This window comes from Piscinibacter gummiphilus, assembly GCF_002116905.1.
Taxonomy (GTDB): Bacteria; Pseudomonadota; Gammaproteobacteria; order Burkholderiales; family Burkholderiaceae_C; genus Rhizobacter; species Rhizobacter gummiphilus.
In genome coordinates, this window is record NZ_CP015118.1 from 370042 (window position 1) to 396014 (window position 25973).

At 70.7% G+C, this 25973-nt stretch carries 18 protein-coding genes; 3 read left to right on the forward strand and 15 right to left on the reverse strand.

The window, feature by feature from the left end; all coding sequences use genetic code 11:
• Positions 1 to 79: 79 nt before the first annotated feature.
• The 9 genes from A4W93_RS01590 to A4W93_RS01630 form a co-directional block, all read right to left on the reverse strand.
• Positions 80 to 1855, reverse strand: coding sequence for a redoxin family protein (locus tag A4W93_RS01590; RefSeq protein WP_085748945.1), 1776 nt, complete (start codon positions 1853 to 1855; stop codon positions 80 to 82).
• A gap of 73 nt (positions 1856 to 1928) precedes the next feature.
• Positions 1929 to 2594: a DUF4148 domain-containing protein gene (locus A4W93_RS01595; RefSeq protein ID WP_085748946.1), complete on the reverse strand. Its 666-nt coding sequence runs from the start codon at positions 2592 to 2594 to the stop codon at positions 1929 to 1931.
• 231 nt (positions 2595 to 2825) lie between these two features.
• Positions 2826 to 7814 (reverse strand): trifunctional serine/threonine-protein kinase/ATP-binding protein/sensor histidine kinase, encoded by a 4989-nt coding sequence (locus A4W93_RS01600; protein WP_169726495.1) that lies wholly within the window; start codon positions 7812 to 7814, stop codon positions 2826 to 2828.
• 321 nt (positions 7815 to 8135) lie between these two features.
• Entirely contained in the window at positions 8136 to 9506 is a 1371-nt protein-coding gene (locus A4W93_RS01605) for an epoxide hydrolase family protein (protein WP_085748948.1), read from the reverse strand.
• A 126-nt stretch (positions 9507 to 9632) separates the two neighbouring features.
• Positions 9633 to 10319: a LuxR C-terminal-related transcriptional regulator gene (locus A4W93_RS01610; RefSeq protein WP_085748949.1), complete on the reverse strand. Its 687-nt coding sequence runs from the start codon at positions 10317 to 10319 to the stop codon at positions 9633 to 9635.
• A 146-nt stretch (positions 10320 to 10465) separates the two neighbouring features.
• Entirely contained in the window at positions 10466 to 11410 is a 945-nt protein-coding gene (locus A4W93_RS01615) for a dihydrodipicolinate synthase family protein (RefSeq protein WP_085748950.1), read from the reverse strand.
• A gap of 193 nt (positions 11411 to 11603) precedes the next feature.
• Positions 11604 to 12596 (reverse strand): TRAP transporter substrate-binding protein, encoded by a 993-nt coding sequence (locus A4W93_RS01620; protein WP_085748951.1) that lies wholly within the window; start codon positions 12594 to 12596, stop codon positions 11604 to 11606.
• A 25-nt stretch (positions 12597 to 12621) separates the two neighbouring features.
• A complete protein-coding gene (locus A4W93_RS01625; protein WP_085748952.1) occupies positions 12622 to 13884 on the reverse strand; it encodes a TRAP transporter large permease in 1263 nt (420 codons plus the stop codon).
• Position 13885: 1 nt separating this feature from the next.
• The gene (locus tag A4W93_RS01630; protein WP_085748953.1) at positions 13886 to 14512 is read right to left on the reverse strand and encodes a TRAP transporter small permease; all 627 of its coding nucleotides are present in this window, start codon (positions 14510 to 14512) and stop codon (positions 13886 to 13888) included.
• 265 nt (positions 14513 to 14777) lie between these two features.
• Between A4W93_RS01630 and A4W93_RS01635 the strand changes: the two genes are divergently transcribed.
• Both A4W93_RS01635 and A4W93_RS01640 read left to right on the forward strand, forming a co-directional pair.
• Entirely contained in the window at positions 14778 to 16367 is a 1590-nt protein-coding gene (locus A4W93_RS01635) for an aldehyde dehydrogenase (NADP(+)) (RefSeq protein ID WP_085748954.1), read from the forward strand.
• Positions 16368 to 16477: 110 nt separating this feature from the next.
• Positions 16478 to 17137: a GntR family transcriptional regulator gene (locus A4W93_RS01640; protein ID WP_320409210.1), complete on the forward strand. Its 660-nt coding sequence runs from the start codon at positions 16478 to 16480 to the stop codon at positions 17135 to 17137.
• A gap of 9 nt (positions 17138 to 17146) precedes the next feature.
• Here A4W93_RS01640 and A4W93_RS01645 read toward each other — a convergent pair whose 3' ends face one another.
• The 4 genes from A4W93_RS01645 to A4W93_RS01660 all read right to left on the reverse strand — a co-directional run bounded on the left by A4W93_RS01645 (position 17147) and on the right by A4W93_RS01660 (position 22001).
• On the reverse strand, positions 17147 to 19615 hold the full coding sequence (locus tag A4W93_RS01645) for a TonB-dependent receptor (RefSeq protein WP_157131572.1): 2469 nt from the start codon (positions 19613 to 19615) through the stop codon (positions 17147 to 17149).
• A gap of 97 nt (positions 19616 to 19712) precedes the next feature.
• Positions 19713 to 20723: a FecR family protein gene (locus A4W93_RS01650; protein ID WP_085748957.1), complete on the reverse strand. Its 1011-nt coding sequence runs from the start codon at positions 20721 to 20723 to the stop codon at positions 19713 to 19715.
• Positions 20720 to 21271: a sigma-70 family RNA polymerase sigma factor gene (locus tag A4W93_RS01655; RefSeq protein WP_085748958.1), complete on the reverse strand. Its 552-nt coding sequence runs from the start codon at positions 21269 to 21271 to the stop codon at positions 20720 to 20722. The genes A4W93_RS01650 and A4W93_RS01655 overlap by 4 nt, the downstream gene beginning before the upstream one ends.
• Positions 21272 to 21365: 94 nt before the next feature.
• Positions 21366 to 22001, reverse strand: coding sequence for an HAD-IA family hydrolase (locus A4W93_RS01660; protein ID WP_085748959.1), 636 nt, complete (start codon positions 21999 to 22001; stop codon positions 21366 to 21368).
• A 79-nt stretch (positions 22002 to 22080) separates the two neighbouring features.
• Here A4W93_RS01660 and A4W93_RS01665 point away from each other — a divergent pair, with 79 nt between their 5' ends.
• On the forward strand, positions 22081 to 22794 hold the full coding sequence (locus A4W93_RS01665) for an SIR2 family NAD-dependent protein deacylase (protein ID WP_085748960.1): 714 nt from the start codon (positions 22081 to 22083) through the stop codon (positions 22792 to 22794).
• Here A4W93_RS01665 and A4W93_RS01670 read toward each other — a convergent pair.
• Together A4W93_RS01670 and A4W93_RS01675 are read right to left on the reverse strand one after the other, a co-directional pair.
• Entirely contained in the window at positions 22791 to 25370 is a 2580-nt protein-coding gene (locus A4W93_RS01670) for a sensor domain-containing protein (protein ID WP_085748961.1), read from the reverse strand. The two genes, A4W93_RS01665 and A4W93_RS01670, sit on opposite strands and share 4 nt — an antisense overlap.
• 135 nt (positions 25371 to 25505) lie before the next feature.
• Complete coding sequence (locus A4W93_RS01675; RefSeq protein WP_085748962.1) at positions 25506 to 25832, reverse strand: hypothetical protein; 327 nt, start codon at positions 25830 to 25832, stop codon at positions 25506 to 25508.
• Positions 25833 to 25973: the final 141 nt, after the last annotated feature.

The window sequence follows — 25973 nt, forward strand, 5'->3', positions numbered from 1 at the left end:
CTGGATCTGAAGGTAGCAGAAAGCACGTGCTGCGCGGGCCCACCTATACCAACGCATAGGTCGGTGCGGGCACCACCGTTCAGCCGAACGTGAAGGCGTAGGCGCGGACGCCCGGATCGAGGAAGCGGATCTCGACGCGCCGGTCCCCCGACACCGCCGGCTGTCTCACCAGCTGGTAGAGCCGGCTCGCGTCCACCGTGCCGTGGCCCTGGGCGTCCACGTCGACACCGTGTGCATCGCCCGGTGGTTGTCCGTCGATCGTGAGCACGAAGCGCAGCGGGGCGCCTTGTGGCGGGCGGCCCATCACCAGGTGCAGGTCACGGGCATGGAAGCGGACGGTGAGCTGGCCACCCGCCTCGTCCAGCGTGGCGAACTCCGGGCCCACGGTCCAGAGGCCCGCGAGCGCCCATTCGTCGCGGCCCAGCGGTCCTGCGGCGTACCGGTGAGCCTGATCCCGCACGGCGGCACCGGGAGGCGCCATCGCCGAGGCCTGGTCGTAGCCCAGGTAGGTTTCCGGAGACGCCAGGACCGCCGGGTCCGCGGGCAGGCCCACACCGGTGGTGTCGGGGATCGCCGGCGTGGCGGTCGGGCCCTCTTGCAGCAGCGACTGGATGACCCGCTCGGTGTCCTGCTCGCCGCCTTCGCCGAACTGGTGGTGGCGGATGCGCCCCTGGGCATCCACCACATAGATCGCCGGCCAGTAGTGGTTGCCGAAGGCGCGCCAGATTCGGTAGCCGTTGTCGAGCGCGACGGGGTACGCGACCTTCAGGTCCTTCGCCGCGCGAGCGACGTTGCCGGCGTCCTTCTCGAAGGCGAACTCCGGCGTGTGGACCCCCACCACGGCGAGCCCGTCGCCGGCGTACCGCTCGGCCCAGGCCCGCACGTACGGCAGGGTGCGCAGGCAGTTGATGCACGAGTAGGTCCAGAAGCTCACCACCGTCACGCGGCCGCGCGCCGCGACCGGCCCGCCCGGTGCGGCGTTGAGCCAGGCGGTGGCGCCGCCGAATCCGGGGGACAGCCCCTCGATGGCTGGCGACGGTTCGTTCGCCGAGGGGCGAGTGTCGCCGCCGCCCCACCACGCGGCCCGCTCCAGGCCTTCCGGCACCTGGGCGGCGCCGTCCACGTCCGCGGGGCCGCCGTTGGACCGTGACAGGCGAAGCAGCGTTTCCTCCAGCGTCGCGGTGGCGGCCGACGGGAGTTGCAGCAGCGCGCGTTCGGACACCCCGCTCGCCAGCGCCGCCGCCGAGAGCAGCACCAACGCGCCGAGCACGCGGCGCGGCACGTCGCTGAAGGCGGAGGCCCGGCGAAGGGCGCGTGTCAGGCGCGCACCACCCGCCAGCGCCAGGGCCAGCGCACAGGCCGCCCCGGCCGCGAAGGCGAGCAGCTGCAGCGAGGTGCCGAGGTGCAGACCGCCCAGTGCGGCGCCGGTCAGCACGAGGCCGAGGATCGGTCCGGCGCACGGCGCCCAGAGCAGACCGGTGGCGATGCCGGTGAGCACCCGTGGCCACCATCGTTCTCCTTCATGAGGGGGCGGCAGCAGCCGCTGTCCCAGCGCGACCAGTGGCGAGGCCAGCCGCGTGGCCAGCGCCGGCAGCAGCAGGGACAGGCCGAGCAGGCACAACCAGGCCAGCGCCAGTGCCCGGCCACCCGCACCGGCCCGAGCGGCCCATTCCCCGCCCAGGGCCGTCAGTGAAGCGGCACAGGTGAAGGCCCCGGCCATGCCGAGGAGGACCGGCAGCGCACCGCGGCGGAACGGCCCGTGCGCGCCGGCCAGCACGAACGGCAGGACCGGCAGGATGCACGGGCTCAACAGCGTGAGGGCACCGGCCGCGAACGAGAGAAGGAAGAGCGTCATGGAGGACTCCATCGGGCGAGCGGGTCGCCGCCCATCGCGGAGCGCGAAGGCGGCGACGGGCGGTGCGGGACCGTCAGCCGGCGTGCCCGCCGTGCTGGCCGATCTCCTTCACCAGCGCGGCATAGCGGCCGTTGGCGCGCAGCGCCGCGTAGCGGGCCTGGGCGGCCTGGTAGCCCGGCAGGTCGCCACTCGACACACCTTCGCCGCGGTCGTACTCGTCGAGTCCGGCTTCGCGGTAGATCTGCAGGTCCGCCAGCACTTCGGCGCGGGTGAGCGGGCGGGCCTGCATCATGTCGTTCATCGCGAGGGCGTCGTAGCGGGCGCGCGCCTGCTGCAGCGCGCGCGTCTCGATGCTGTCGTCGCCGTCGCGCTGCCCGAACGCCGCCAGGCCGGACGCTTCATAGCGCTTCAGGTCGGCGACGACCTCGGCGCGGGACAGCATGCGACCCGAGGTCGGGTCGATCATCACGTGCCGCAGCGCCAGGTAGCGTGCGCGTGCGGCCTCCCAGGCGGGCGTGCCGACGCGCGACTGGGTGTCGTCGCTCTCCAGGTCGGCGAGGCCGGAAGCCCGGTAGGCGTCGAAGTCCTGGCGGACCTCGGCGCGCGTGAGCGGGGCGGCGGCTGCGGGCTCGTCGGCCAGCGCGACGGACACGAAGCCGGCGAGCAGCGCGAAGCCCAGGGTGCTCGCGAGCAGGAACTGCTGCGGCATGGAGCGGGAAGGAATGTGCGGTGTGGTCATGGTGGAACTCCTTGGGGTCAGGGGGGCCCGCCGGCAGGGTCGCCGCCGGGCTGGCGGATCGCGGCAATCAGCCCCTTCGAGGCCCTGTCCGCGATGGCATCCATCTGACCAAAGAAGGCCTCGCCGGCCCATCAGACCAAGCGTCGGCCGGGTCCATACGACCGTATGGCCCGGACCCTCCGCGCGATGGCAACGCGCGAACCCCCGAGGGGTCACACCTGTACGAACCGCTCATCGGTGCGCTGCGACGGGACGGGCGGAAGCGAGCGGGTCGCTCGTGGCGGGGCCGGGCCCGTCCACTTCGGAGGGGATCCGGAAGGTCACGCGGGTGCCCCCTTCGCATCGGGCAACGAAGGTCAGCGTGCCGCCATGCGCGTCGGCGATGGACTTGCAGATGGCCAGCCCCATGCCCATGCCGGCACGCTTGGTCGTGAAGAACGGCTCCATCAGCCGAAGTGCCGCTTCGGCGGAGAGGCCCGAACCGCAGTCCTCGACCACGACCTCGACGAAACCTTGCCCGGCGTCCCGCCAGGACAGGAGGAGATCGCGCGTGCCGGCAGGCCGGTTCGCCATCGACTCGGCCCCGTTCATCAGCAGGTTGACGACGACCTGCTGGAGCTGGATCCGGTCTCCGCGGACGCGGCACGCCGCCTGCGGCCCGTCGATCGCCAGCGAGGCGCCCAGGTCCGCCAGCGCGCCGGTCGTCAGGCTCGCGCATTCACGCAGGGCGTCGACCAGATCGATGTCCGAGAATTCCGGCTCGGCTTTCCGTGCCATCGCACGCAGCCCCTGGATGATGCTTTTCGCCCGCTTCGCGCTGAGGCCGACGTGCGTGATCATGGCCCGCGCCTCGTCGATCTCCGGCTCGGCACGGTCGAGCCAGCGGCCGGCCGCGCTGGCCGACGTGTCGATGGCACTGAGCGGCTGGCCGATCTCGTGGACGATGGATGCGACGAGTTCTCCCATGGCCTTCAGCCGGCTCGAACGCTCCAGCTCGGCCAGTGCCGAGCGAAGCTGCTCCTCGGCGCCCATCCGCTGGCGGTGCTGCTCGATCAGCGCTTCGTACAGCCGCATGTTCTCGAGTGCGAACGAGGCCTGGGAGGCGATCACGTCCAGGAGCTCCGCCTTGGCCGCCGTGAACACCCGGGGTGCCAGGTCGTTCTCCAGGTACAGGACCCCGACCAGCTTCGCATAGCGCATCATCGGCACGCACAGCAGCGAGCGGGGACGAGACCGGTTGACGTAGTCGTCCTGCGCGAGCGCCTGGACCGTGCGGACGTCGTCCACCTGCGTGGCCTGCTGCGTGCGTGCCACGGTGAGGGCCACCGTCATCGGCACGACGTCCGCGGAAAGCGCGACGGGCTCCTGTGTCACGACGATGCTGCGGCCTGCCGTGCGCGCGCGCGCGCGCACCTGCCAGACGCCCTCTCGCCACAGGGCCAGTGCACCATAGGACGCTCCCGTGTTCTCGAGCGCGGTGCGCATCGTGGTCTCGATGAGGCGCTCCGGCACCAGGTCGCTGGCGAGGGCGTTGGTGATGCGCAGCACGGCCTGCACATCGAGTTCCCGGAGCCCGCGCGCCGACGGGTCGGGCACATCGGCGTCGAGCAGGCCCGGAAATCGCAGCTGCAGTTGCCGGGCCTTGGCGGCGGCACCCCACCGCTGCCAGGTGGCCACGGCATGGCGCGCATAGGCTCGGGCCTCGATCTCGCGCCGGCGGCCCGCATGAAAGCCGGCGGCCAGCTCGGCGGCCAGGGCCTCGACCTGCGTGAAACCGTGCTCGCGGGCCTCGGACACCGCATCCGCGTAGTGCACGAGGGCCTCCGCATCGTTGCCCGTCACACGCGCCAGTTCCGCCCGCACGAGCGCATGCCGGGCGCCGAAGTTCTCCGGGCAGGTCGCGTCCCACTCGGCCAGCGCGGCGAGATGGCGGTGGAGCAGGGCCTGCTGATCGGGATCACGTGCCGGCAGGGCCAGCAGGGCGAGCGCACCGTAGTACGGCAGCTCCCCGAATTCGGCGAAGGACCGTGCCACCATCTTGCAGGCCTCGGCACGCCGGCCGGCCTCGAGCGCGCCCGGCAGGTCGCCGAAGAGCAGGTCGACTTGCAGGCGGTGCACCCAGTAGGCGAGGTCGACGAGCGTGGCTGGCGCGCCCTCGACGGGTTCGGCCATCACGTCGGCGTCGTACCGTCCGTCCTGAAGCTGGCCCAGCAATGCCCGCTGCGCCAGCAGCGCATCGACGACCAGAACGAAGTTGGCGTCGCGCGCGCGCGCCAGGGCCTGCTCCACCGTCTCGCGCACCTCTTCCAGCGACTCTCCCGCGAAGAGCATGCCCGTGGCCTGGTTCCTGCCGCAGTACAGCGCGAAGGTGTGATCACCCACGCGGTTGGCGATGTCGAAGGCCTTCACGATGTAGCCGCGGGCCTCTCGCGCCGGTGCGGTCCACGGAACCACGAAGGTGCCGTACGTGTGATAGACCCGCGCCTGGTAGCGCCGCAGGCCCCGTTCGTCGACGAGGTGCAGTGCGAGCGCACCGAAGTCGCGGGCCTGCGCGTGGTCGCCGTACCGCATGCCGACGATCTGGTTCATGCACACGTAGCCGTTGGCGGAGGCGTCGGTGTGCCCGTTCCGGATCGCCAGGTGCACCATGCGCACGAGCATCAGGTCGAGCAGGTTCTGGTCGGAGTACAGCGCCGGCGGCAACAGCTCGGCGAAGATGTCGACGATCGCCCGGCGCAGCGGGTCGGTGTCGATCGGCAGGTCTCGCAGCGCCTGGACCCCGTTCACGTCCAGCCAGTCCCGCAGTCGCAGGTACTCGTCCTGCACCTCGGTCTCGCCGGGGTGCGCGGGCACCTCGATGCCCGCCTTGGCGAGGAACCCGAGGCCGACATCGAGCGCCTGTTCGAACGCCCCGAGCGTGGTGTAGAGCGCCGCGCGCAGGCGGGCCAGATCGGCGCCGAACAGCCCGTCGCCGGCGCGGCGCTGAAGCGCCGAGAGCCGGTCTTCCGCGGCTTCGAGCGCGCCGGTCAGGAACTCCGCTTCGCCGCACAGCAGGGTGGCTTCCATGGCGAGGGGAGAGGTGGTGTCGTCCGCGAGGCATTCGAGCGCGGAGCGGAAGAAGGTCAGCGCGGCATGGTGCGCCGTGGCCGCCCGCGCTCGCTTGCCGGCCTGCACCTGGAGGTCGGCGAACGCAAGCCGCTCTTCGCGCGCCTCGACCGCAGGCCGTGCGAGCCGCGCCTGAAGGGCTCTCGAGAAGACGGGCACCACGTCGGCGTGCGCCTGCTGGCGCCGCACGATGCCGAGGTGCCAGGCGGCCCGTTCGGTTTCGGGGATGGACGCGTAGGCGGCGTCACGGAGGTGGTCGTGGGTGAAGGCCCACGCGTCGCCGTCGCGCTCGACGAACCCCGACGCGATGGCGGCGGCCAGCCGCACGGGCACGTCGGTGTCGTCTCCATCGGTGGCAATGGCGAGATCGATCGTGGAGGCGCGGTCGCCGAGGCAGGCCAGTGCCCGCAACAGGCTGCGGGTCGTTGGCGGAAGGTCCTGGACGTCTCGCGCGAGCAGGTCACCGATGCCTGCCAGGTAGTCGTGGGCGGCGGCCGGCCCATCCTGCCAGGTCCAGCACCCGTGCAGCGGGTCGTAGGCGATCACGCGGTCGTTGACGAGGCGACCCAGCAGGCGCCGCATGAAGAACGGGTTGTGCCCCGTCCGCCGCGCGACCACGTCGACCAGCGGACCGAGTTCGCCTGGGTCCCGGCCGAACATCTGGGCGAGGAGTTGGTGCGCGGATTCGGCGTCCAGGGGATGCAGCTTGATGTGCACCGCACGGGAGGTTCGATACAGCGGGGTCGCGCACACGGGATGCTCGTCCGGTGCGCCGGTCGAACGCAGCGACCCCAGCAGCAGGAGCGGCACCTGGGCATGATCGGACAGCAGACGTTCGAGCACGTGGACCGTTTCGACGTCGGCCCACTGGAGGTCGTCGAGCAGGAGCACCAGCGGCCGTTCGGGCACCGCGAAGCAGGTGATCAGGCGCGCCATGGCCCGCTGCACGATCTCGCGCTCGAACCCGCGCGAAGCCTCCACCGGAGCGATGGACGCCGGCACCTGCGGCGAGGCGGCTCCCAGGATCGCGCCGAGGCTCGGCAGGAGCCGGACCAGCGTGGAGACGGCATCGCGTGCCGCATGGGAGAGCCGCTCCCGCCACGTGTCGAACGCCGCATCGGGACTGCCCAGCACCATCTGGAGCAGAGGCTCCAGGGCCTGGGCAAGCACATGGAACGGTTGACCGCCCCGATCGGAAGAAGCCTTGCCCGTCGCCACGCGGGGGGCGGCGGTGGACGTCGCCATGCGTGCCACCGCTTCCCGCAGCAGGGCCGACTTGCCCAGGCCGGGCAGGCCCGACACCCAGCAGATCCCCATGCCGGCGCCGGACTGCACCTCGGCATGCACACTGAGGAGCTGCGCCAGCTCGCGGTCGCGGCCCACGAACACGGAGAGATCCTGGGAGCCTCCCGCGATGGCCGCCCCCGCGTCCAGCGGAAAGGCGGGGATGAGGCCATCGCGCTGGAACAGCGCTTCGCTGGCGCGCAGGTCGGTCAGCAGGCCGGCCGAATCCGCGTACCGCCGTTCCGGCGCCTTCTCCAGCAGCCGGAGCACCAGCCGTGACAGCTGCTCGGGCACCTCGGGTCGCAAGCGGTGGAGAGGCTCGGGGGCGAGGGTGGCGTGGGCGTGAAGGCGTGCCGTCGTGTCGCCCTCGTTGAACGGCGGCACGCCGACGAGCAGCTCGTGGAAGATGCAACCGAGGGAATACAGATCCGCTCGCACATCGATCCGGCGGTTCATGCGCGACCCGAGCTCCGGCGCCAGGTAGTCGATGTCTGCGGCCTCCCAGGCCATCGAGTCGACGATCACCCGGTGCGTGGCGTCGTCGCCCAGGCGCAGCGCGCAGCCGAACCCCGTGAGCATCACGCGGCCCGTGTCTTCGTGCACGAGGATGCGATCGGGCGCCAGGGCGCAATGAACCAGACCCGCGGCATGCATCCGCAGGGTGGCGGCGGTCAATGCAACGGCCAGTGCGAGGAAGCGCCCGGGCGCCAGCGGCCCGGCGTCGCGCTCACGCAGCGGCACGGCTCCGGTGTCCCGCAACAGCAACCGGGTGTCGCCGTTCCGGGACACGAGTTCCAGCGGCATGACCGCCCAATCGTCGTGCAGCGCCACGCGCAGGTCGTACTCGTGTTGCAGCGCCGAGGGTGGAGTTCCGCCCTCGCTGCCCGCTGTTCGAACGAGCACGGACACCCCATCGGAGGTGAAGCCGCGGCGCAGGCGCTCCCCTGGACGGGGTGACTCGGGACAGGCTGACATGGGCAGTCGAATCTTCGTTTGATGTAGGGAACACTACATGAACGAATCATACGCGATGCGTGTCGCCCGGTGCAAGCGGCGCACGTTCTGGTCTCTGTTCCGGAAAAGCGCGAGGGCCTCCAGCAGGAACTGCTGAAGGCCCTCGTGGAGAGCATGCGGCGCCGATGCGGCGGCTTCTCAGTCGCGGGACGGACGTTCGCGCACGGGTTTGAACGCGGCTCTCATCTCGCTGGCGAACAGCTCGGGCTGCTCCCAGGCGGCGAAGTGCCCACCCTTCGCGACTTCGTTGAAGTAGCAGAGCGTGGGGTAGGCGCGCTGTGTCCAGCTCTTCGGCGCACGGTAGATCTCGTGGGGAAACACCGTGACCGCCACCGGAATGGTGATCTCGGTGGTCTTCTGTGCCGCCGAACTGAAGTTGTTGTTGTTGTTCTCCCAGTAGAAGCGGCTGGCCGAGGCGCCGGTGTCGGTGAGCCAGTACAACGTGATGTTGTCGAGAATGCCGTCGCGTGTCAGCACGCGCTCGGGGTCACCATCGCTGTCGGTCCACTCGTAGATCTTTTCGTACAGGAACGCCGCGAGGGTGGCCGGCGAGTCGCACAACCCGTACCCGATCGTCTGGGGCCGCGTCACCATCAAGGCGCCATACGCCGCGTTGCGGGCGAAGAACCTGGCCAGCGTCTCGAACGCGAGGCGCTCGGACTCGGACAGCCCGGGCGGTGGCGGGTCGCCCGCGTTGATCCCTCGGACATGCTCCGCGGGAACGGTGGGCGGCATGTTCACGTGAATGGCCAGGAGGCCGGGGGGCTTCTGCCGGGCCATCGCGTCCGAGATCACCGAGCCGTGATCGCCGCCCTGTGCGACGTAGCGCTCGTGGCCGAGGCGCTTCATAAGCACGTCCCAGGCGCGCCCGATCCGCTCCGGACCCCATCCCGGTTCGCGTGGCTTGCCCGAGAAGCCATAGCCGGGGATCGAGGGGATGACCACGTCGAAGGCGTCCTCGGCCCGGCCGCCGTGAGCTTCGGGATGGGTGAGCGGGCCGATCGTGCCGACCATTTCCAGGATGGAGCCCGGCCAGCCGTGGGTCATGAGCAGCGGCAGTGCGTTGGCGTTGCCCGAACGGACGTGAATGAAATGGATGTCCACCCCGTCGATCTGGGTGATGAACTGCGGCAGGGCGTTCAGGCGTTTCTCCAGCTTGCGCCAGTCGTAGGCTGTCGCCCAGTGCGCGCACAAGGCCTGCAGCCGCGCCAGTTGCACGCCCTGCGAGGTGTCGGCCACCGTCTCGCGGTCAGGCCAGCGCGTGGCAACGAGACGTCGCCGCAGGTCGGTGAGTGCAGCCTCCGGAACGCGGATGCGGAATTCTCGAACCCGCTCGTCGCCGAGCGCGACGGAGGTGGCGCCCGAGGGGTTCGCAGCGCCGACGCCGTCGCTCTGGGCCGCGTGTGTGCCGGACGAGAGCTGCAGCAGGCCGAGGCCAGCGCCGCCGATGGCGGCGGAGCGGGCCAGGAACTGGCGCCGAGGAGGTGGTGCGGTGGGGAAGTCGGACATGTTCTCTCCTGTGGGGATGGGTGACTGCGTACCGGCCTGCTGCGGGCCGTTGCACAGGAAGAGATGACATCAGAACGGGGGCCGGTCGAACATCCAGCGGACGTCTCGTGTGCTCCTACCTAGGTGTTACCCAGCGATGCGGACGCAGGCTTCCGTTCGCGGCACGCCTCGCGGCACCATGTGCGGCACGTCGGCGATGTCGCCGGCCAGCAGGCCCCGCCGCTGCGCGACATGGGCGGCCTCCGTGCGCGTTCGGGCATTCAGCTTTTCGAGGATCGCCTTCACGTGGGTCTTGACCGTGGCCACCGCGGTGCCGAGTTCGTTGGCCACCATTTTGTTGCTCCAGCCCGCTGCGACGAAGTGCAGCACTTCGGCCTCGCGGCCGGTGAGGGACTGGAAACACAGGTGTTCGGCTGCACGCATGGCAGCTGCCTGCGTCAGGTACCGCTGGCCACGGGACAGCGCCGTCACGCCGTCGACGAGGTCGTCGAGCGCGCTGCCGAGCAGCAGGTAGCCCTGCACGCCGCGCGACAGGGCGTGCCGGACGTCGGTCTCGCCATCGCGGTGGGTCACGATCATGACCCGCGGTGGACGGCCGACGTGGCGGGTCGCTGCGGCGAAGGCCACGCCATTCTCGTGGTCGGCGACCACCACGTCCGCGGCGCCCGTCGTGGCGAGGGTGTCGTCCGTGCGGACGCTGAAGCGACCGTCGTCGCGCAGCGCCGCCACGATCCCGAGATGCAGCAGGGGATCGCGATGGCGCACCACGACGGTGATCGCAGGTTGGAGAGATGCGTTGAGGGTGGATGCCACGATGTGCTCCTGCGGGTGGAGTTGAAGGTCACTCCACGATAGGAGGTCGTGCCCGCGGCGCCCATCACGCCTTCGTATAGGTCGCCTGCATCCTGCGGGCGGCGGCACGGGCCTTCCGGATCCGGAAGGCCCGTGCCGCGGGTTCCTCAACGCGCCACGTCCTTCGACCACGCCGCATACCAGGTGCGGAACAGCTGGTACTGGTTCTCCGCGTAGTGGCGCTGCGCGTCGGTCAGCACGTCGGTTTCGTTGAAGTGCAGGGTGTACTCCTTCTGGCCGTTCAGCACGAGCAGGTACTTGTAGTACAGCACCAGGTCGGTCCCTTCGTCGAACGAGGACAGCACGGCCAGCGCCGCTTCCAGTTCGCGGGCCTGGCGGCGCGCGACGACGTCGCCCTGCGCGGCCTTCTTGCACAGGTCGACGAGCTGCAGCACTTCCTTCGGCAGCGCGTTGCCGATGCCGGTGATGGCGCCGGTGGCGCCGCAGTTCACGAAGCCGTGGAAGACCTGGGTGTCCACGCCGACCATGAGGGTCACGGCGTCGTCCTGCGAGGTGATGTGTTCCGCGGCATAGCGCAGGTCCGCGCCGCCACCGAATTCCTTGAAGCCGATCAGGTTGGGGTGCTGGCGGCGCAGTTCGAAGAAGAGGTCGGCGCGCGTCGCGAACCCGTAGTACGGGCTGTTGTAGATGACCGCGGGCAGGTTCGGTGCGGCGTCCAGGATGGCCGAGAAATGGGCTTTCTGGGCGGTGGCCGAGGATCCGCGGGACATGACCCGCGGAATCACCATCAGGCCGTGTGCACCAACCTTGGCCGCATGTGCCGCGTGCGACACCGCTTCCTTCGAGTTCACCGCACCGGTGCCGACGATGACCGGGATCCCGGCGGCCACCAGGCGGGCCACGCCTTCCTGGCGCTGCGCCGCGGTCAGCAGGGGCCAGTCGCCCATGGAGCCGCAGTAGACCACCGCGCTCATGCCCGCGGCGATGAGCTCCTTGCCCTTCGCGACGAGCGCGTCGAAGTCGGGCTGCCGGTCCGCGGTGCAGGGGGTCATCAGGGCGGGGATGGTGCCGGTGAAGATGTTGAGGTTCATGAGATCTACCTTTGTCGAAGAAGAATCACGCCGGGTTGGCGCAAATAGGCTGGAAATATATTAAAGAGACGGAGGTGAGGGCGGCGTGGTCGTTCGGATCAGGGGTGTGGAAGGTGAGGCGCCACGCGAAGCGGCGCGGGCGCCGGGCCCGGCACCGCCACGGGTCGAGGGCGGCGGCCGGGCCGGACGTGTGTCAGAGCGTGGCGCCGACCTTGCGCAGTTCGGCGATCTGCGGCGCCTTCGGCAACCAGATCTTGTCGAACGCCTCGATGGCGGGCTTGATGTCGAAGTCGTTCAGGTCGCGGATGGTGATCGACTCCTTCTTCAGCTTGTCCAGCAGCCCGGCTTCGGTGGTGACGATGTCGTTGATCTGGGCGTCCAGCGCCTGCGCGGTCAGCTGGCGGATCAGCTCGCGGTCCTTGTTGTCCAGCGTCTGCCAGACACGGCCCGAGAACAGCGGCGCGAACGGCATGAACAGCGCGTTCATCGGCATCATCACCTTCGAGACCTTGTCGAAGCGCTGGTTCCAGGAGAACTCCACGTCGGCCTCGAGCCCGTCGACCTGGCCGTTGGTCATGGCGTCGAACACGGCGGGGGTCGGGATCGGGGTGGGGGCTGCGCCGAAGTACTGGTAGAAGTCGCGGTAGACCGGCGTGGGGTTGATGCGCAGCTTCAGGCCCTTGAGGTCGTTCGGGGTCTTGATGTCCTTGGTGGCGAACACCACGCGCATGCCGGTGATGCCCCAGCCGAGGCCCACGCAGCCCGTCTCGCGCGGCAGCACGTCCAGCAGCTTGAGCGCGGTGGGCGTCTTGACCAGCTTGCCCACCGCGGCGGTCGACCGCACCAGGTACGGCGCGTTGATCGACGCCACGCTGGCGACGCGGGTGCCGAGTTCCGCGGCCTGGATCCAGCCCATGTCCAGCGCGCCGGACTGCATCTGCTGCATCATCACCGACTCGTTGCCCAGCTGGCCCGAGTGGAACACAGTGACCGTCAGGCGGCCGTCGGTGGCCTTGGACAGCGCCTCGCCGAAGCGCAGTGCCGCGCGGTTCCACGAGTGGCCGGCGGGGGTGATGATGCCCAGGCGAAGTTCCTTCGCGGCGGCGGCGCGCGAGGGGGTCACGAACGCCATCGGCGCGGCGGCGGCGGCCGAGGTCAGGAGGAAGTTGCGGCGGTTCAGGGTCATGGAAAGCTCCGGGGGAACGACAGGACTACAACAGCCCCAGCGACAGGCTGGGGAACAGCGACAGCATCACCAGCGCGATGCAGCTGATGATGAAGAAGGGCAGGGTGACGATGAACATCTTCCCGGGCTTGGCGCCGGTCACCGCGGCGGCCACGAAGAAGCTCAGGCCCACCGGGGGCGACATCAGGCCCAGCACGAGGTTGATCACGATGACCACGCCGAAGTGGCGCGGATCGATGCCGTAGACCTCGGTGGCGATGGGCAGCAGGATGGGGGCGGTCATGATGAGGCCCGGGATGCCGTCGATCACCGTGCCGATGATCAGCAGGATCACGTTGACCAGCAGCAGGAACGTGACCGGGTCCTTCGCCACCGTCTGGACCCAGGCGGTCACCATCTGCGGCACCTTGCCGTAGATCAGCAGCCACGAGAACACCGACGCCGCGGCCACCAGGAACAGCACGATGGCCGAGTAGATGGCCGAGCGCAGCATGATCGCGCGCAGTTCCGAATACTTGAACTCTCGCGTGACGTAGCGGCCCACCAGCACGGCGCTGACGGCGCCCACCGCGGCCGCCTCGGTCGGGTTCGCGAACCCCGTCAGGATGGAGCCCACGATCACCAGCGGGATCAGCAGCGTGGGGCTCGAGACCAGCACCGTGCGGGCCCGCTCGCGCAGCGTGCGCTTGGCGCTGCGCGGGTAGTTGTACACCCAGCCCATGCACGCGATCACGATGAAGAACAGCACGGTCAGCAGGATGCCGGGCAGGATGCCGGCGATCAGCATGTCGCCCACCGCCACCTGGGCCAGCACGCTGTAGACCACGAACATCACGGACGGCGGGATGATGGGCCCGAGCATGCCGCCATAGACCGTGAGGCCGGCGGCGAAGGTCTTGTCGTAGCCCTGCTTCTCCATCTCCGGCACCATCACCTGCGACATGATCGCCACCTGCGCGGTGGCCGATCCGATGATGGAGGAGACCAGCATGTTGGCCAGGATGTTCACGTAGGCGAGGCCACCCTTGACCGAGCCGATGAAGGCCATGGACAGGTCCACGAGGCGCTTGGTGATGCCACCGCTGTTCATCACTTCGCCGATCAGGATGAACAGCGGGATCGCGATCAGGCCGTAGCTGTCCACGCCGGCGAACATCTGCGTGGCGTAGGACTGCAGCAGGACGGGGTTGTCGATGCTGTAGATGTAGAAGATGCCGGACAGGCACAGGCACAGGCCGATGGGCACGCCCACCAGCATGATGGCCAGGAAGAAGGCGGAGGTCAGCATGTCAGTTCACCACGTCGGCGCTGCCGGTCTTGAATTCGGGGTGCTTGCGCGGGGGCGCGAGCTTCAGGTCTTCCAGCAAGTTCGCCAGGGCGTGCACGCTCATGCACACCGCGAAGAGGGGCATGATCAGCTGCAGCACCCACACCGGCCACTCCAGCGTCTGGGTGCGTTCGGTGTAGAGGAAGTTGAAGGACTCCGCCGCGAAGTCCTTGGCGTCGAAGCCGTGGCGGGCGATGCCCACCGGGTCCATCCAGAGCCAGCACATGGCGATCAGCGCGAGGGCGAAGAACAGCACGCCGCCGGACGCCAGCAGCTTGGCCACGTGGGCGGCGCGCGGACCGAGTTTGTCGGTGACCATGGTGACCGCGAAGTCGAGGCGAAGCCGTGTCATGACCGAGGCGCCGATGAAGGTCAGCCACACCACCGTATAGACCGAAGCCTCGTCCACCCAGTAGAGCGGCATGCCGGTGTATCGGGTCACCACGTTCAGCAGCACGAGCCCCACCAGCAAGGTCATGGTGTACGTGAGCAGCCCGCGTTCGACACGCAGGAGCGCATCGGACGCGTCGAGGACAAGTCGGACGGGCAGCCGCGGCGGGCGGGGGTGATCGGGGGCGAGGGCGTTCATGGGCGGCTGGGGCGGGGTTCGGGGAAAAGCGTGCTGCGCGGAGCTTCGAAAGATGTCTAAAATATATTTACCGTATCCTGATCGGACATCAGCAGAAACCATGCCTAGCGCTCCGCACGTTTTCGTGGCATACCACCGCGCTCGGTGCGTTGCCGCGAATGTGCGTGCGCACCGGCATGGGGATGTTGTCCGATCGGGCTGATCCATCAACACCAATCCGGGGCAGCCGTGCGCTGTCCGCACTCGTCCACCCTTGGAGTCCGTCATGTCCCAGATCACCGGCGAAATGCTCATCGGCGCCCAGGCCGTCCGCGGCCAGGAAGGCCAGCAACGGGCCTTCAACCCGGCCACCCATGCCGACATCCCGGAGCCCGTGTTCGGCCAGGGCGGCACCGCCGAGGTCGACCGTGCCGCCCTGCTCGCGAGCCAGGCGTTCGACACCTACCGCAACCTGCCGCTGGAACGCCGCGCCGCGTTCCTCGAAGCCATCGCCGACAACATCGTCGCGCTCGGCGATGTCCTGATCGAGCGCGCCCATGCCGAGACCGGCCTGCCCGTGGCCCGCCTGCAGGGCGAACGGGGCCGCACCGTCGGCCAGCTGCGCCTGTTCGCCAAGGTCGTGCGCGACGGCCGTTTCCTCGGCGCCACCATCGACCCCGCGTTGCCCGAACGCCAGCCGATGCCCCGCGCCGACCTGCGCCTGGCCAAGGTGCCACTCGGCCCGGTCGCCGTGTTCGGCGCGAGCAACTTCCCGCTGGCATTTTCAGTGGCGGGCGGCGACACCGCGTCGGCCCTGGCCGCCGGCGCCCCGGTGATCGTCAAGGCCCACGGCGCCCACCTGGGCACGTCGGAACTGGTCGGCCGCGCCATCCAGAAGGCCGTGAAGGACATTGGCCTGCCCGAAGGCGTGTTCTCGCTGCTGTTCGGCGCCGGCCGGAAGATCGGTGAAGCGCTGGTGGCCCACCCGGCCATCAAGGCGGTGGGCTTCACGGGCTCGCGCCAGGGCGGGCTCGCCCTCGTGCGTGTCGCCAACGCCCGCCAGGAACCCATCCCGGTCTACGCCGAGATGAGCAGCATCAACCCGGTGTTCCTGCTGCCTGCCGCGCTGGCCGCGCGCGCCGAGGCCATCGGCAAGGGGTTCGCGGATTCGCTGACGATGGGCGCGGGGCAGTTCTGCACCAACCCGGGCATGGTGATCACCATAGGCGACGACCACGTGCAGCGTTTCATCACGGCCGCCGGCCAGGCACTCGCGGCCAAGGCCGCGCAGACCATGCTGACCCCCGGCATCCACGAGGCCTACCTCGCCGGCACGGCGAAGGTCGACGGTGTGGACGGCGTCGAGAAGGTGGCCCAGGGCCTGCCCGCGGACGCGCAGCCGAACGCGGCCCAGGCCGCGCTCTACGTGACCGACGCGGCCCGCCTGCTCTCGTCGCCCGCGCTGGAGGAGGAGATGTTCGGTCCGGCGTCCATCGTGATCCGGGCGAAGGACTTCGACGAAGTGTTGCGGATCGCCGAGCACCTCGAAGGCCAGCTCACCGCCACGCTGCAGATCGATCCGGACGACCATGAGCTGGCCCGCCGCTTGCTGCCGGTGCTGGAGCGCAAGGTGGGCCGCATCCTCGCGAACGGCTTCCCCACCGGCGTGGAAGTGAGCCACGCCATGGTGCATGGCGGCCCGTTCCCCTCGACCTCCAACGCGATGTTCACGTCGGTCGGGGCCACGGCCATCGACCGGTTCCTGCGCCCGGTGTGCTACCAGGACCTGCCCGACGCGCTGCGTCCGCAGGCCCTGCAGGACGCCAACCCGCTGGGCCTGTGGCGTGTGGTCGATGGTGAACTGAAGCGGGCGTGACGGCATGGGGCCGGCCTTGCCCGGCCCCGCACAAACACTCGTTGCATATCTTGTGGATATATCGCACAGTGCGTCAACTTCGCGCTCCCACCAACCTGAAGCTCTCGCCAGTGTCCGCAGCCACCTCCAAGCTCCCGAAGCGTCGCGCCGCGGACGTGGCGTACGACGCCATCGAATCGCTGATCTCCACGATGCGGATCGAGCCGGGCAGTCCCGTCGTCGAAGGTGAACTCGTGGAGCTCACCGGCCTCGGCCGCACGCCGGTCCGGGAAGCCCTGCTCCGCATGACCGCCATCGGGTTGATCACGCAGCAGCCGCGCCGCGGGTTGCTGGTGTCGAACATCGATCTGGCGGACCACCTGGACGTGATCCAGACGCGCCGCGTGCTCGAGGACGTGATCGCGCGCTGCTCGGCGCGGCGCGCTTCCGCGGCGCAGCGCAAGGAGATCGTCCGCTGCGCCGAGCGCATGGTGAAGGCGGCCGAACGCGGCAACCTCACCGAGTACATGCGCGCGGACCACGAGCTCGACCTGATCAACCACCTCGCGTGCCAGAACAAGTCGGCCGTGAACGCCGTCGTGCCGCTGATCGTGCAGTGCCGGCGTTTCTGGTACGCGTACCAGCACCAGGGCGACATCGTCGCCGCCGCGAACGCCCACCTGCAACTGGCCGAGGGCATCGCGACCGGCGATGAAGACGACGCAGTGACCGGCGCGAACAAGCTCCTCGACTACCTCGAGGCGTTCGCGCGGCGCATCATCGACCGATAGGCTCCGCCGCTACAGGTCCACGCTGGCCGACAGCGCGAGCGTGCGCGGCGCCCCGGTGGAGAGCTGCCCCGACGAGGCGGAGGCCGAGGCCCAGTAGTCGCGGTCGAAGGCGTTGGTCAGTCGCGCGCGCAACGTGAGCGGCCGGCTCGCCACGTCCAGGCGATAGGACACGCCGAAGTCCGCTCGTGTCCAGGCCGGGATGGACAGCGCGTTGTTCGCGGTGACGTACTGCCGTCCGGTGTGGACCAGGCCCGCGCTCAGCGTCAGCCCGGAGGCGGCCGGTACGTCCCAATCGATGCCGGCATTGGCCTGCACCCGCGGCGCGCCGACGGCGTGCGCACCGTCGTTCACGCCACCGGCCGTCTTGCGCTGCTCGGCATCCAGCAGCATCAGGCCGGAGATCAGGCGGGTCCCTCGGGCCACTTCGCCGAAGGCATTCAGCTCGACCCCGCGGTTGCGCTGTTCGCCGTCGACGCGGTAGACCGGCAGGCCGCCGCCGGCCACGGGCACGCTGAAGGCGCTGGGCTGTTCGATCTGGAACAGCGCGATGGTGGCACCCCAGTCGTGCTGGTCGAACTTGGCGCCGACCTCGTGCTGCCGCGCGACGTAGGGCGCGAAGACCTCGCCCGCATTGGCGGTGCCCACCGGCGCCACCGGCCCCTGCGCGAGGCCTTCCATGTAGTTGCCGTACAGCGTGATGCCGGGCCGGACCTTCACCGCGAGGGCGACGGCCGGGGTGGCCTTGCGCCGGTCGTAGACGGGCGGGTTCACCGTGCCGTTGGCCGCGTAGTTGGTGTTCTTGACCGACTGCTGCCGCACGCCGAGCGTGAGTTGCACCCGCTCGTCGAGGAGGGAGAGCGTGTCGGCCAGCGCGACGCCGGACAGGCGTTGCCGGTTGATCAGCGGCGGGTCGGTGGCATAGGCCGACAGGTCGGGCGGCGGCAGGAACACGGGGTCGTAGAGGTTCGAGGTGCCCGTGGAGACGGTGTGCGTGAGGTTGTGGCGTTCCTGCCGCAGCGTGCTGGCGTTCAGCACCACGCGGTGGTGCACGCCGCCCGTGTCGAACCGGCCGCGCAGGCCCACCTCGCCGGTGCGCGAGGTGACGTCGTCGAAGAAATAGAGGTTGCGTTCGGTGAACGTGCCGTCGGTGCGGGTGAGGGTGGGCACGCTGACCAGCAGGTCGGTCGGGTTGTCGCGAAAGCCGACGGCCGCGTAGGCGGTGAGGTTGCGGTTCAGGTTCACTTCGCCGCGCACCGCACCGTGCAGCGACTCGAGCGTGACGCTGCCCCAGGGCTCCGCGAAGTTCGTCCCCGCCTTCGGCGCCGCGGGCACCGCGGTGAGGCCGGCGGCCACGCTCGCCGCGCGCATCGGCGCGCGGGTCGTGCGCTTGAGCGAGCCCAGATCGGCGCTGAGCCGCACGCCGTCGGTCCGGTAGTCCATCCCCGCGGCCAGGTGGCGGATGCGTGCGCCCTGGCGATCGATCGCCGTGTCGCCGTCCCCGTAGACGGCGTTCACGCGCAGGCCCAGGTCGCCGGTGGGGCCGAAGCGGCGGCCCACGTCGATGTGGGCTTCGGCATAGCCGCCGGTCTCGACACTCGTGGTCACGCGGGCGAGCGGGGTGTCCCCGGCCCGCTTCGGGACCAGGTTGATCACGCCCCCGAGCGAACCCCCGGGCGACACCCCGGACAGCAGCGCGCTGAGCCCGCGAAGCACCTCGACACGCTCGACGCTCTCGAGCGAGGTGAAGGTGCGCGGCACGATGCCGTAGAGCCCGTCGAACGCGATGTCGCCCGCTCCCAGCGCGAAGCCGCGCATCGTGAAGCTGTCGCTGTAGCCCCCGCGCGAAGACCAGTCGCTGCGCACCGAGGCCTCGTTGGCCAGCAGGTCCCCGAGCGACTTGGCCTGCTGCTGTTCGATGAGTTCCGACGTGTAGCTGGTGATGGAAAACGGCGCATCCATCAGGTCCTCGTTGCCCAGCACACCGACACGCCCGCCACGCGCGACCTGGCCGCCGGCGAAGGCCGGGGGCAGCGAGCCGCCGGACTCCGCGCTGGCGGTCACCCGCACCGCGCCGAGGGTCGCGCCGTCCGCGGAGGGGGTGGCCGCCGCCGGGTCCTGCGGCTGCAGCGTGTAGCCGCCCGTGGCCGTGGCCCGGAGTTCGAGCCCCGTGCCGGCCAGCGCCTGGCGCAACGCCGCGGCCGCGTCGAATCGCCCCTGCACCGCGCCGGCGCGGCGATCCGCCACCAGGCGTGCGTCCACGGTCAGCACGAGACCGGCGTCGAGCGCGATGCGGTTCAGCGTCGTGGCCAGCGGTCCGGCGGGCAGGTCGTAGTCGCGGACGGTGCCCGTGTCGGGCACGGCGGGCGTCGTGGCGGCGGCGGCCGCGGGCAGCGGCTGGGCGCAGGCCAGCAGGACAGCGAGTGCCCAGGGGGCGAGGTGGAACGGCGGACGGGACAGGGGAATCGGGCGGACAGGCACGGCGGGCTCCGGCAAGAGGAACGGTCGACAGGGAGAGTGGCTTTCATTCCCTTGCCGTTCGAGCGCGCGAAAGTGAGAGGGGGTGCGAGAAAAAAACTCAGGGCCTGGGCCGCACGCGCACCCACCACCGTGTGTAGGAGACCACTTCCACGGGCACGGCCGCCTCCAGTGCCGCCAGCGCGTGGTCGGTGTCGTCCAGCGGGAACGTGCCGGTCACCCGCAGGCCGGCCACAGCCGGGTCCACGGACACATGCCCGACGCGGTAGCGCGCGATCTCTGCCACGGCCCGGGCCAGCGGCTGGTCGTCGAGGGCCAGCATGCCGTCCTTCCAGGCCGGCGCGGCTGCCGGCACCGCCACCGGCGCGTCGACCTGGCCGCCGTGCAGCAGCACTGACTCGCCACGCTGCACGACGCGCTCGGCCGAACACACGACGGAAGGGGCGGCGATGCAGCCGTCCGGCCGGGCCGCCACCGCCGAGGCGACGACGGTGAGCCGCGTCGCCTGCGGCCGGGCCAGGCGCTCCACCGTGAAGCGGGTGCCGAGGGCTCGCAGGCTGCCGTCCGGCGTGCGGACGACGAAGGGGCGGGGCTCCGGCGACACACCGTGCGCGGTCTCCACATGGATGGCGCCCGCGCGCAGCACCACGGTGCGTTCGGTGCCGCTGAAGTCGACGTCGATCGCGCTGCCGGTGTCGAGGTGGACCACGCTGCGGTCCGGCAGCGTGACCGCGAGCCGTTCGCCCGTGCCGGTGCGGTGGTCCGCGAGCCAGGCGCCGGCGGGGCCGGCCTGTTCCAGGACGGCCCACCCGAGTGCCGTGGCGGCCAGGACGAGCGCGAGCAAGGGCCCGCGGCCGCGCCAGCGCGGGGAGGGCGCCAGCACCGCGGCACGTGCGGCCGGACCCGCGGCGGGGCGCAGCGATGCGTCGATCTCGCCGAGCTGCCGCCATGCCCGCGCGTGTTCGCTGCGGGCCGACAGCCATTGGCGCAGGCCCGATTCGTCGGCCGCGGCGGCCTCGCCGGAGCCCATGCGGAGTTGCCAGGCGATGGCCTCGTCCAGCACGGCATCGGCGACCGGCTGCGAATCGTCGGGGGGGTGGGCGGAGGTCATCCGCGGACGGTTGCGTCCGGCGCCGGCCCGAAACGCAGCCGATAGGCCTGTCGCGCCGCGCTGGCCAGGTACTGCCGCACCCGGGGCACGGAGACCCCCAGTTCACCCGCGATCTCGGCGTGGGACAACCCGTCGAGCCGGCTGAGCAGCCAGGCCGTGCGGGTCTTCGGTGTCATCGACTCCAGCAGCCGGCCCACCGCCTCCAGCATCTGCAGGGCCTCCAGCCGGTCCTGCGGCGACGGCTGGAGGGCCTCGGGCAGCGTCGCGAGCGCGGCGAGGTAGGCACGCTCCAGGTCGGCGCGCCGGAAGAAGTCGACGACGAGCGCGCGCGCGATCGTCGTGAGGAAGGCCCGCGGTTCACGCAGGCCGGGCAGGTCGTCGGCCCGCGACGTGCGCGAGGCGATGCGCACGAAGGTGTCCTGCGCCAGGTCCGCCGCGTCCTGGGCCGACCCGAGTTTCCTGCGCAACCAGCCCAGCAGCCAGGCGTGGTGGTTGTCGTAGAGCGCGTGCAGTTGCTGCTGCTGGAAGGACTGGGTGGTGGCCGACATCGTCCGCGGCGGACGGACGTGTGGCGCCCGTCAGTGGCAAATGGGAATTGTTCGCATTGTAGGCAGTTCCGGACGCGCTGTCGGCCCCCTGCCTTCAGCGCAGCGGGATCTGCAGGCCCTGGTAGTCGGCCACGACGGGATGAGAGGACGCGACCGGGTGCGAATGCGTGGCCGTGATCACGAGCACCGCCGCCCCGGCCGCCTCGCCGGCCGCGATGCCCGCCGGGGCATCCTCGAACACGAGGCAGTCCTCGGCCGCGACCCCCAGCCGCCGCGCCGCGAGCTGGTAGCCGTCCGGCGCGGGCTTGCCGCGCTCGACGTCCTCCGCCGTGACCATCACCGCCGGCACGGGCAGCCCGGCGGCGGCGAGGCGGACGGTCGCCAGCGCGCGCGACGCGGAGGTCACGACGGCCCAGCGGTCCGGGTGCAGCGATGCGAGGAACGCGGGTGCCCCCGGGATCGGCGCGACGCCTTCGGTGTCGGTGATCTCGGCCTCGGTGACCCAGGCGACTTCCGCGGCCACGTCGATGCCGGGCAGGTTCTGGCGCCGCACGGTGTCCTCGCAGCGCACGCCATGGATCGTGGGCAGGAACGTGTCGACGTCGAGGCCGTGGCGGCGGGCCCAGGCGGCCCACACGCGCTCGGCGGCCAGGATCGAGGTGAGGAGGGTGCCGTCCATGTCGAACAGGCAGGCGGCGAAGCGGCGGTCGGGGAAGGGCGTGTGGGTCATGGGGGTCGGAACTCCAGCGTGGGAGTATCCCTGGTTCGTGGTCCTGACACGTGCACCGCCGGGCTGCGATGATCTCGCCATGAGCTCCACCTTCGCGAACCCCCTCAAGGTCGTCGTGCTGTCCGGCGCCGGCATCAGCGCCGAAAGCGGCCTCTCCACCTTCCGCGGCGCTGGAGGCCTGTGGCGGCAGCACCGCTTCGAGGATCTGGCGAGCCCCGGGGGCTTCGCCCGCGACCCCCAGCTGGTGCTCGACTTCTACAACCAGCGGCGCCGCGACGCGTGGGCGGCCGAGCCCAATGCGGCACACCGCGCGCTCGCGCGGCTGGAGTCGACCCACGAGGTGGTGGTGATCACGCAGAACGTCGACGCGCTGCACGAACGCGCCGGCTCCACGCGGGTGCTGCACGTGCACGGTGAGCTCGCGTACGCGCGTGGCCAGCGCGAAGGCGGCCACCGCGTGCGCCTCGACGACCGCCCCATCGCGCTGGGCGACCTGTGCCCGCGCGGCAGCCAGCTGCGCCCGGACGTGGTGTGGTTCGGCGAGAACGTGCGCTTCCTCGACGAGGCCCGCGACCACCTCCGCGGCGCGGCGAAGGTGCTGGTCGTCGGCACCTCGTTGTCGGTGTGGCCGGTGGCCGGCCTCGTGCACGAGGCGCCCGACGCGGCCGAGAAGGTGCTGGTGGCGCTGGAGGTCGACAGCCCGCCGCCGCGGTTCGAGTTCCTGCGCGACCTCGCGTCCGAGGCCGTGCCGGGGCTGGTGGATCGCTGGCAGGCCGAGGCGCGGTCCTCCTAGCCGAACACGGAGTCCTGCGCCGCCGGCACCGACCGCAGCCACGTGCCGAACGCCTCGGGCGGCAGCGGCTTCGCCAGCAGGTAGCCCTGCGCGACGTGGTAGCCCTGGCGGGCCAGCAGCGCATGCTGCGCGTCCGTCTCGACGCCCTCGGCCACCACGGTGAGCCCGAGCGTGGACCCGATCTGCGCGACCGCGCGGCTCAGCGCGCGGGCCGTGGGGTTGCGCTCGAGGTCGTTGATGAAGCTGCGGTCGAGCTTCAGCTCGCTGATGGGCAGGCGGCGCAGCGAGCTGAGGCTCGAGTAGCCGGTGCCGAAGTCGTCCATCGCGAGCCGCACGCCCATCGTGCTCAGCGCCTGGATGGTCGAGGCCACGCTCGGGTGTTCGTCCATCAGCACGCTTTCGGTGATCTCCACCGTGAGGTCGGTCGGGTCGAGGCCGTGACGGGCGAGGGTCGCGGCCACGAACTCGGGCAGGCCCAGGTCGTGGAAGCTCGTCGGCGAGAAGTTCACCGACACGGATGGCACGCGCAGGCCCTCCGCCCGCCATGCGGCGAGCTGCGTGCAGGCGAGGTTCAGGGCCCACTGGCCCAGCTCGCCGATCAGGCCGCAGTCCTCGGCCAGCGGCACGAAGCGGCTGGGCGGCACCGCGCCGAAGTGCGGGTCGGTCCAGCGCGCGAGGGCTTCCACGCCGTGCAGTTCGCCGGTGTTCATCGACACCTGCGGCTGGTAGTGCAGGGCGAGCCCGCCGTTCTGCAGCGCGAGGCGCAGCGCGTCCTCCATCGCGAGGCGCTCCTGCGCGGCGACGTTGAGCTCGTGGCTGAAGAACGCGAACCGGCCGCGGGTCTCGCCCTTGGCCTGGTACATCGCCATGTCGGCGCGCTGCAGCAGCGTGTCGATGTCGTTGCCGTCGTGCGGGAACATCGCGATGCCGATGCTCGCGGAGCACTGCGTCCGCGTGCCCGCCAGCTCGATGGGCACGGCGAGGCTCGCCTGCAGCCGCTCGACGATGTCGGTGGCGTGGGCCGCGCTGCAGTCCGGCAACACGAGCACGAACTCGTCGCCCGACAGTCGCCCGGCGATGTCGCTGTGCCGCCGAGCCGCGCCGATGCGGTCGGCCACGTGCCGAAGCAGGTCGTCGCCGGCTGCGTGGCCCAGCGAGTCGTTCACGCGCTTGAAGCGGTCGAGGTCGATGAACAGCACGGCCACCGGCGCCCCGTTGCGGCGGGCGGTGGCGAGCGCCTGCGCCGCCTTGCCGAGCAGCAGCGTGCGGTTGGGCAGGTGCGTCAGCGCGTCGTAGAAGGCGAGCTGGCGGATGCGCTCCTTGGCGCGCTCCCGCGTCAGCGCGAGCGCGCACAGGTGCACGGCCGCGTCCATCAGTCCGCGCTGGAAGGCGTCGATGGGCTGCGGCTCGCGGCCGTGCAGCACGACGCCGCCGATGAGCTTGCCGTCGCCGTCGAACACCGGGAGTCCCCACACGTGGCGGTAGCCGAGGGCCAGCAGTTCGTCGCGCAGCGGCATCTCCGCGTCGGCATCGAACTGGAATTGCACGAGCGGGTCGACACCTTCCACGGCGCGGTCTCCGCCGGGCCAGCGCACGCGGCCGCTGTGGCGGCGCAGCGAATCGGTGGGCAGGCGCGGGGCCGCCAGCAGGTGCACCATGCCGTCGGGCGAGGCTTCCAGCACGGCCGACGCCATGTCGGGCAGCATGCGCTCCACCTCGGCGCAGATCATCTCCAGCACGTCGAGCAGCGGGCGCTCGTGCACGATGGCCTCCAGCACACGCTGGTGCAGCACCTGGTGCATCTTCGACTGCGTGATGTCGGTGATCACGGTGACGGTGTTGACCAGGCGGCCCTGCTCGAACACGGGGCTCGTCGCGATGCTGCACCAGTAGCGCTCCTGGCCGCGGGCGCGCAGCACCTCCTCGCGCCGAACGTCGCGGCCCTGGCGCAGTTCGCGGCGCATGTCGCGCAGCACGTCGCCCGACAGGTGCGGCGCCAGCGTGAACGTGGGCTGGCGGCCGCCGATCTCGTGCGGCTTCAGGCGAAACTTTCGAACGAAGCCCTGGTTGACGTACACGGTGCGCCAGCGGCCGTCGGTGATGAGCACCGCGTTGTCGGTGGCGTTGGCCACGAGCGAGAGGCGGCGCACGTTCTCGTGGGCCAGGTGGTCGCGGTGCACGCGTTCGGTGACGTCGCTCGCCATCTTCAGGATGCGCGTGATGACACCGTCCTCGCGCACCGGCGCGTAGGTGGCCTCCAGCCAGCAGACGGACCCGTCCTTGCGCCGCCGCTCGCAGAGGTCCGTGTACGCTTCGCCGGCGCGCAGGCGCTGCCAGAAGTGCGCGTACTCGGGCGAGGCCACGAAGGCCGGGTCGCAGAAGCGCCGGTGGTGCGAGCCGATCGCCTCGTCCCGCGTGTAGCCCAGCAGGTCGAGGAAGATGTCGTTCGCCGTCACCAATTCCCCCTGCGGGGAGAACTGCGCGAAGGCCTTGACGTGGTCGAGGGTCGAGACCAGCGCGTGCTGGCGCAACGCGTCGTCGGAGAGCGGCGTGATCGGAGGGTTCGGCGAGGTCATCGGGGCCACCAGGGGGATCCGCGCACCGGTGGCGCGCGCACTGCCCCAGGGATATCGGCACGGCCGGTCAGCCGCTTCTGCCCCGTCTTCGTGTGCCATTTCACGCGCCGTACGGGAAAGTCCCCGTGCGGCGGTTCAGCGCGGCAGCTGTTCGGTGATCACCGACCCCTCGTAGAGGAATCCGGGGTACTGGCCGTTGAACCACGTGGCGAACGCCTCGCGCGACGTGCGCTTGCGATAGGCGTCGTGCAGCCGCGTGAGGAACGCGTCGTTCTCGAACTTGCCCTTCATCGGCAGCGGCTTCGCGTACGGGTCGGCCTTCAGCCGGTCCGTCAGGTTGCGCAGCCAGGCCATGAAGGCGGTGTCGTCGGCCGGGGCCACGGCGGGGTCGGGGGTGCCCGCGCAGGCCAGCAGGACGGGGAGGGCGGCGATGGCGAGCAGCAGATGGCGTTTCGGGAGCAAGGCGGTTCCTCGGTCGGGCGACGGGTCGGACGAGTCTAGCGCGGCCGCGTTCACTTCTTCGTGCCCCGCCCCGCCGCGATTGGCAACGGCCTCTCCGCCCCTTTGATTCGATACTGACCGCGTTGATGCAACAGGCCGGAC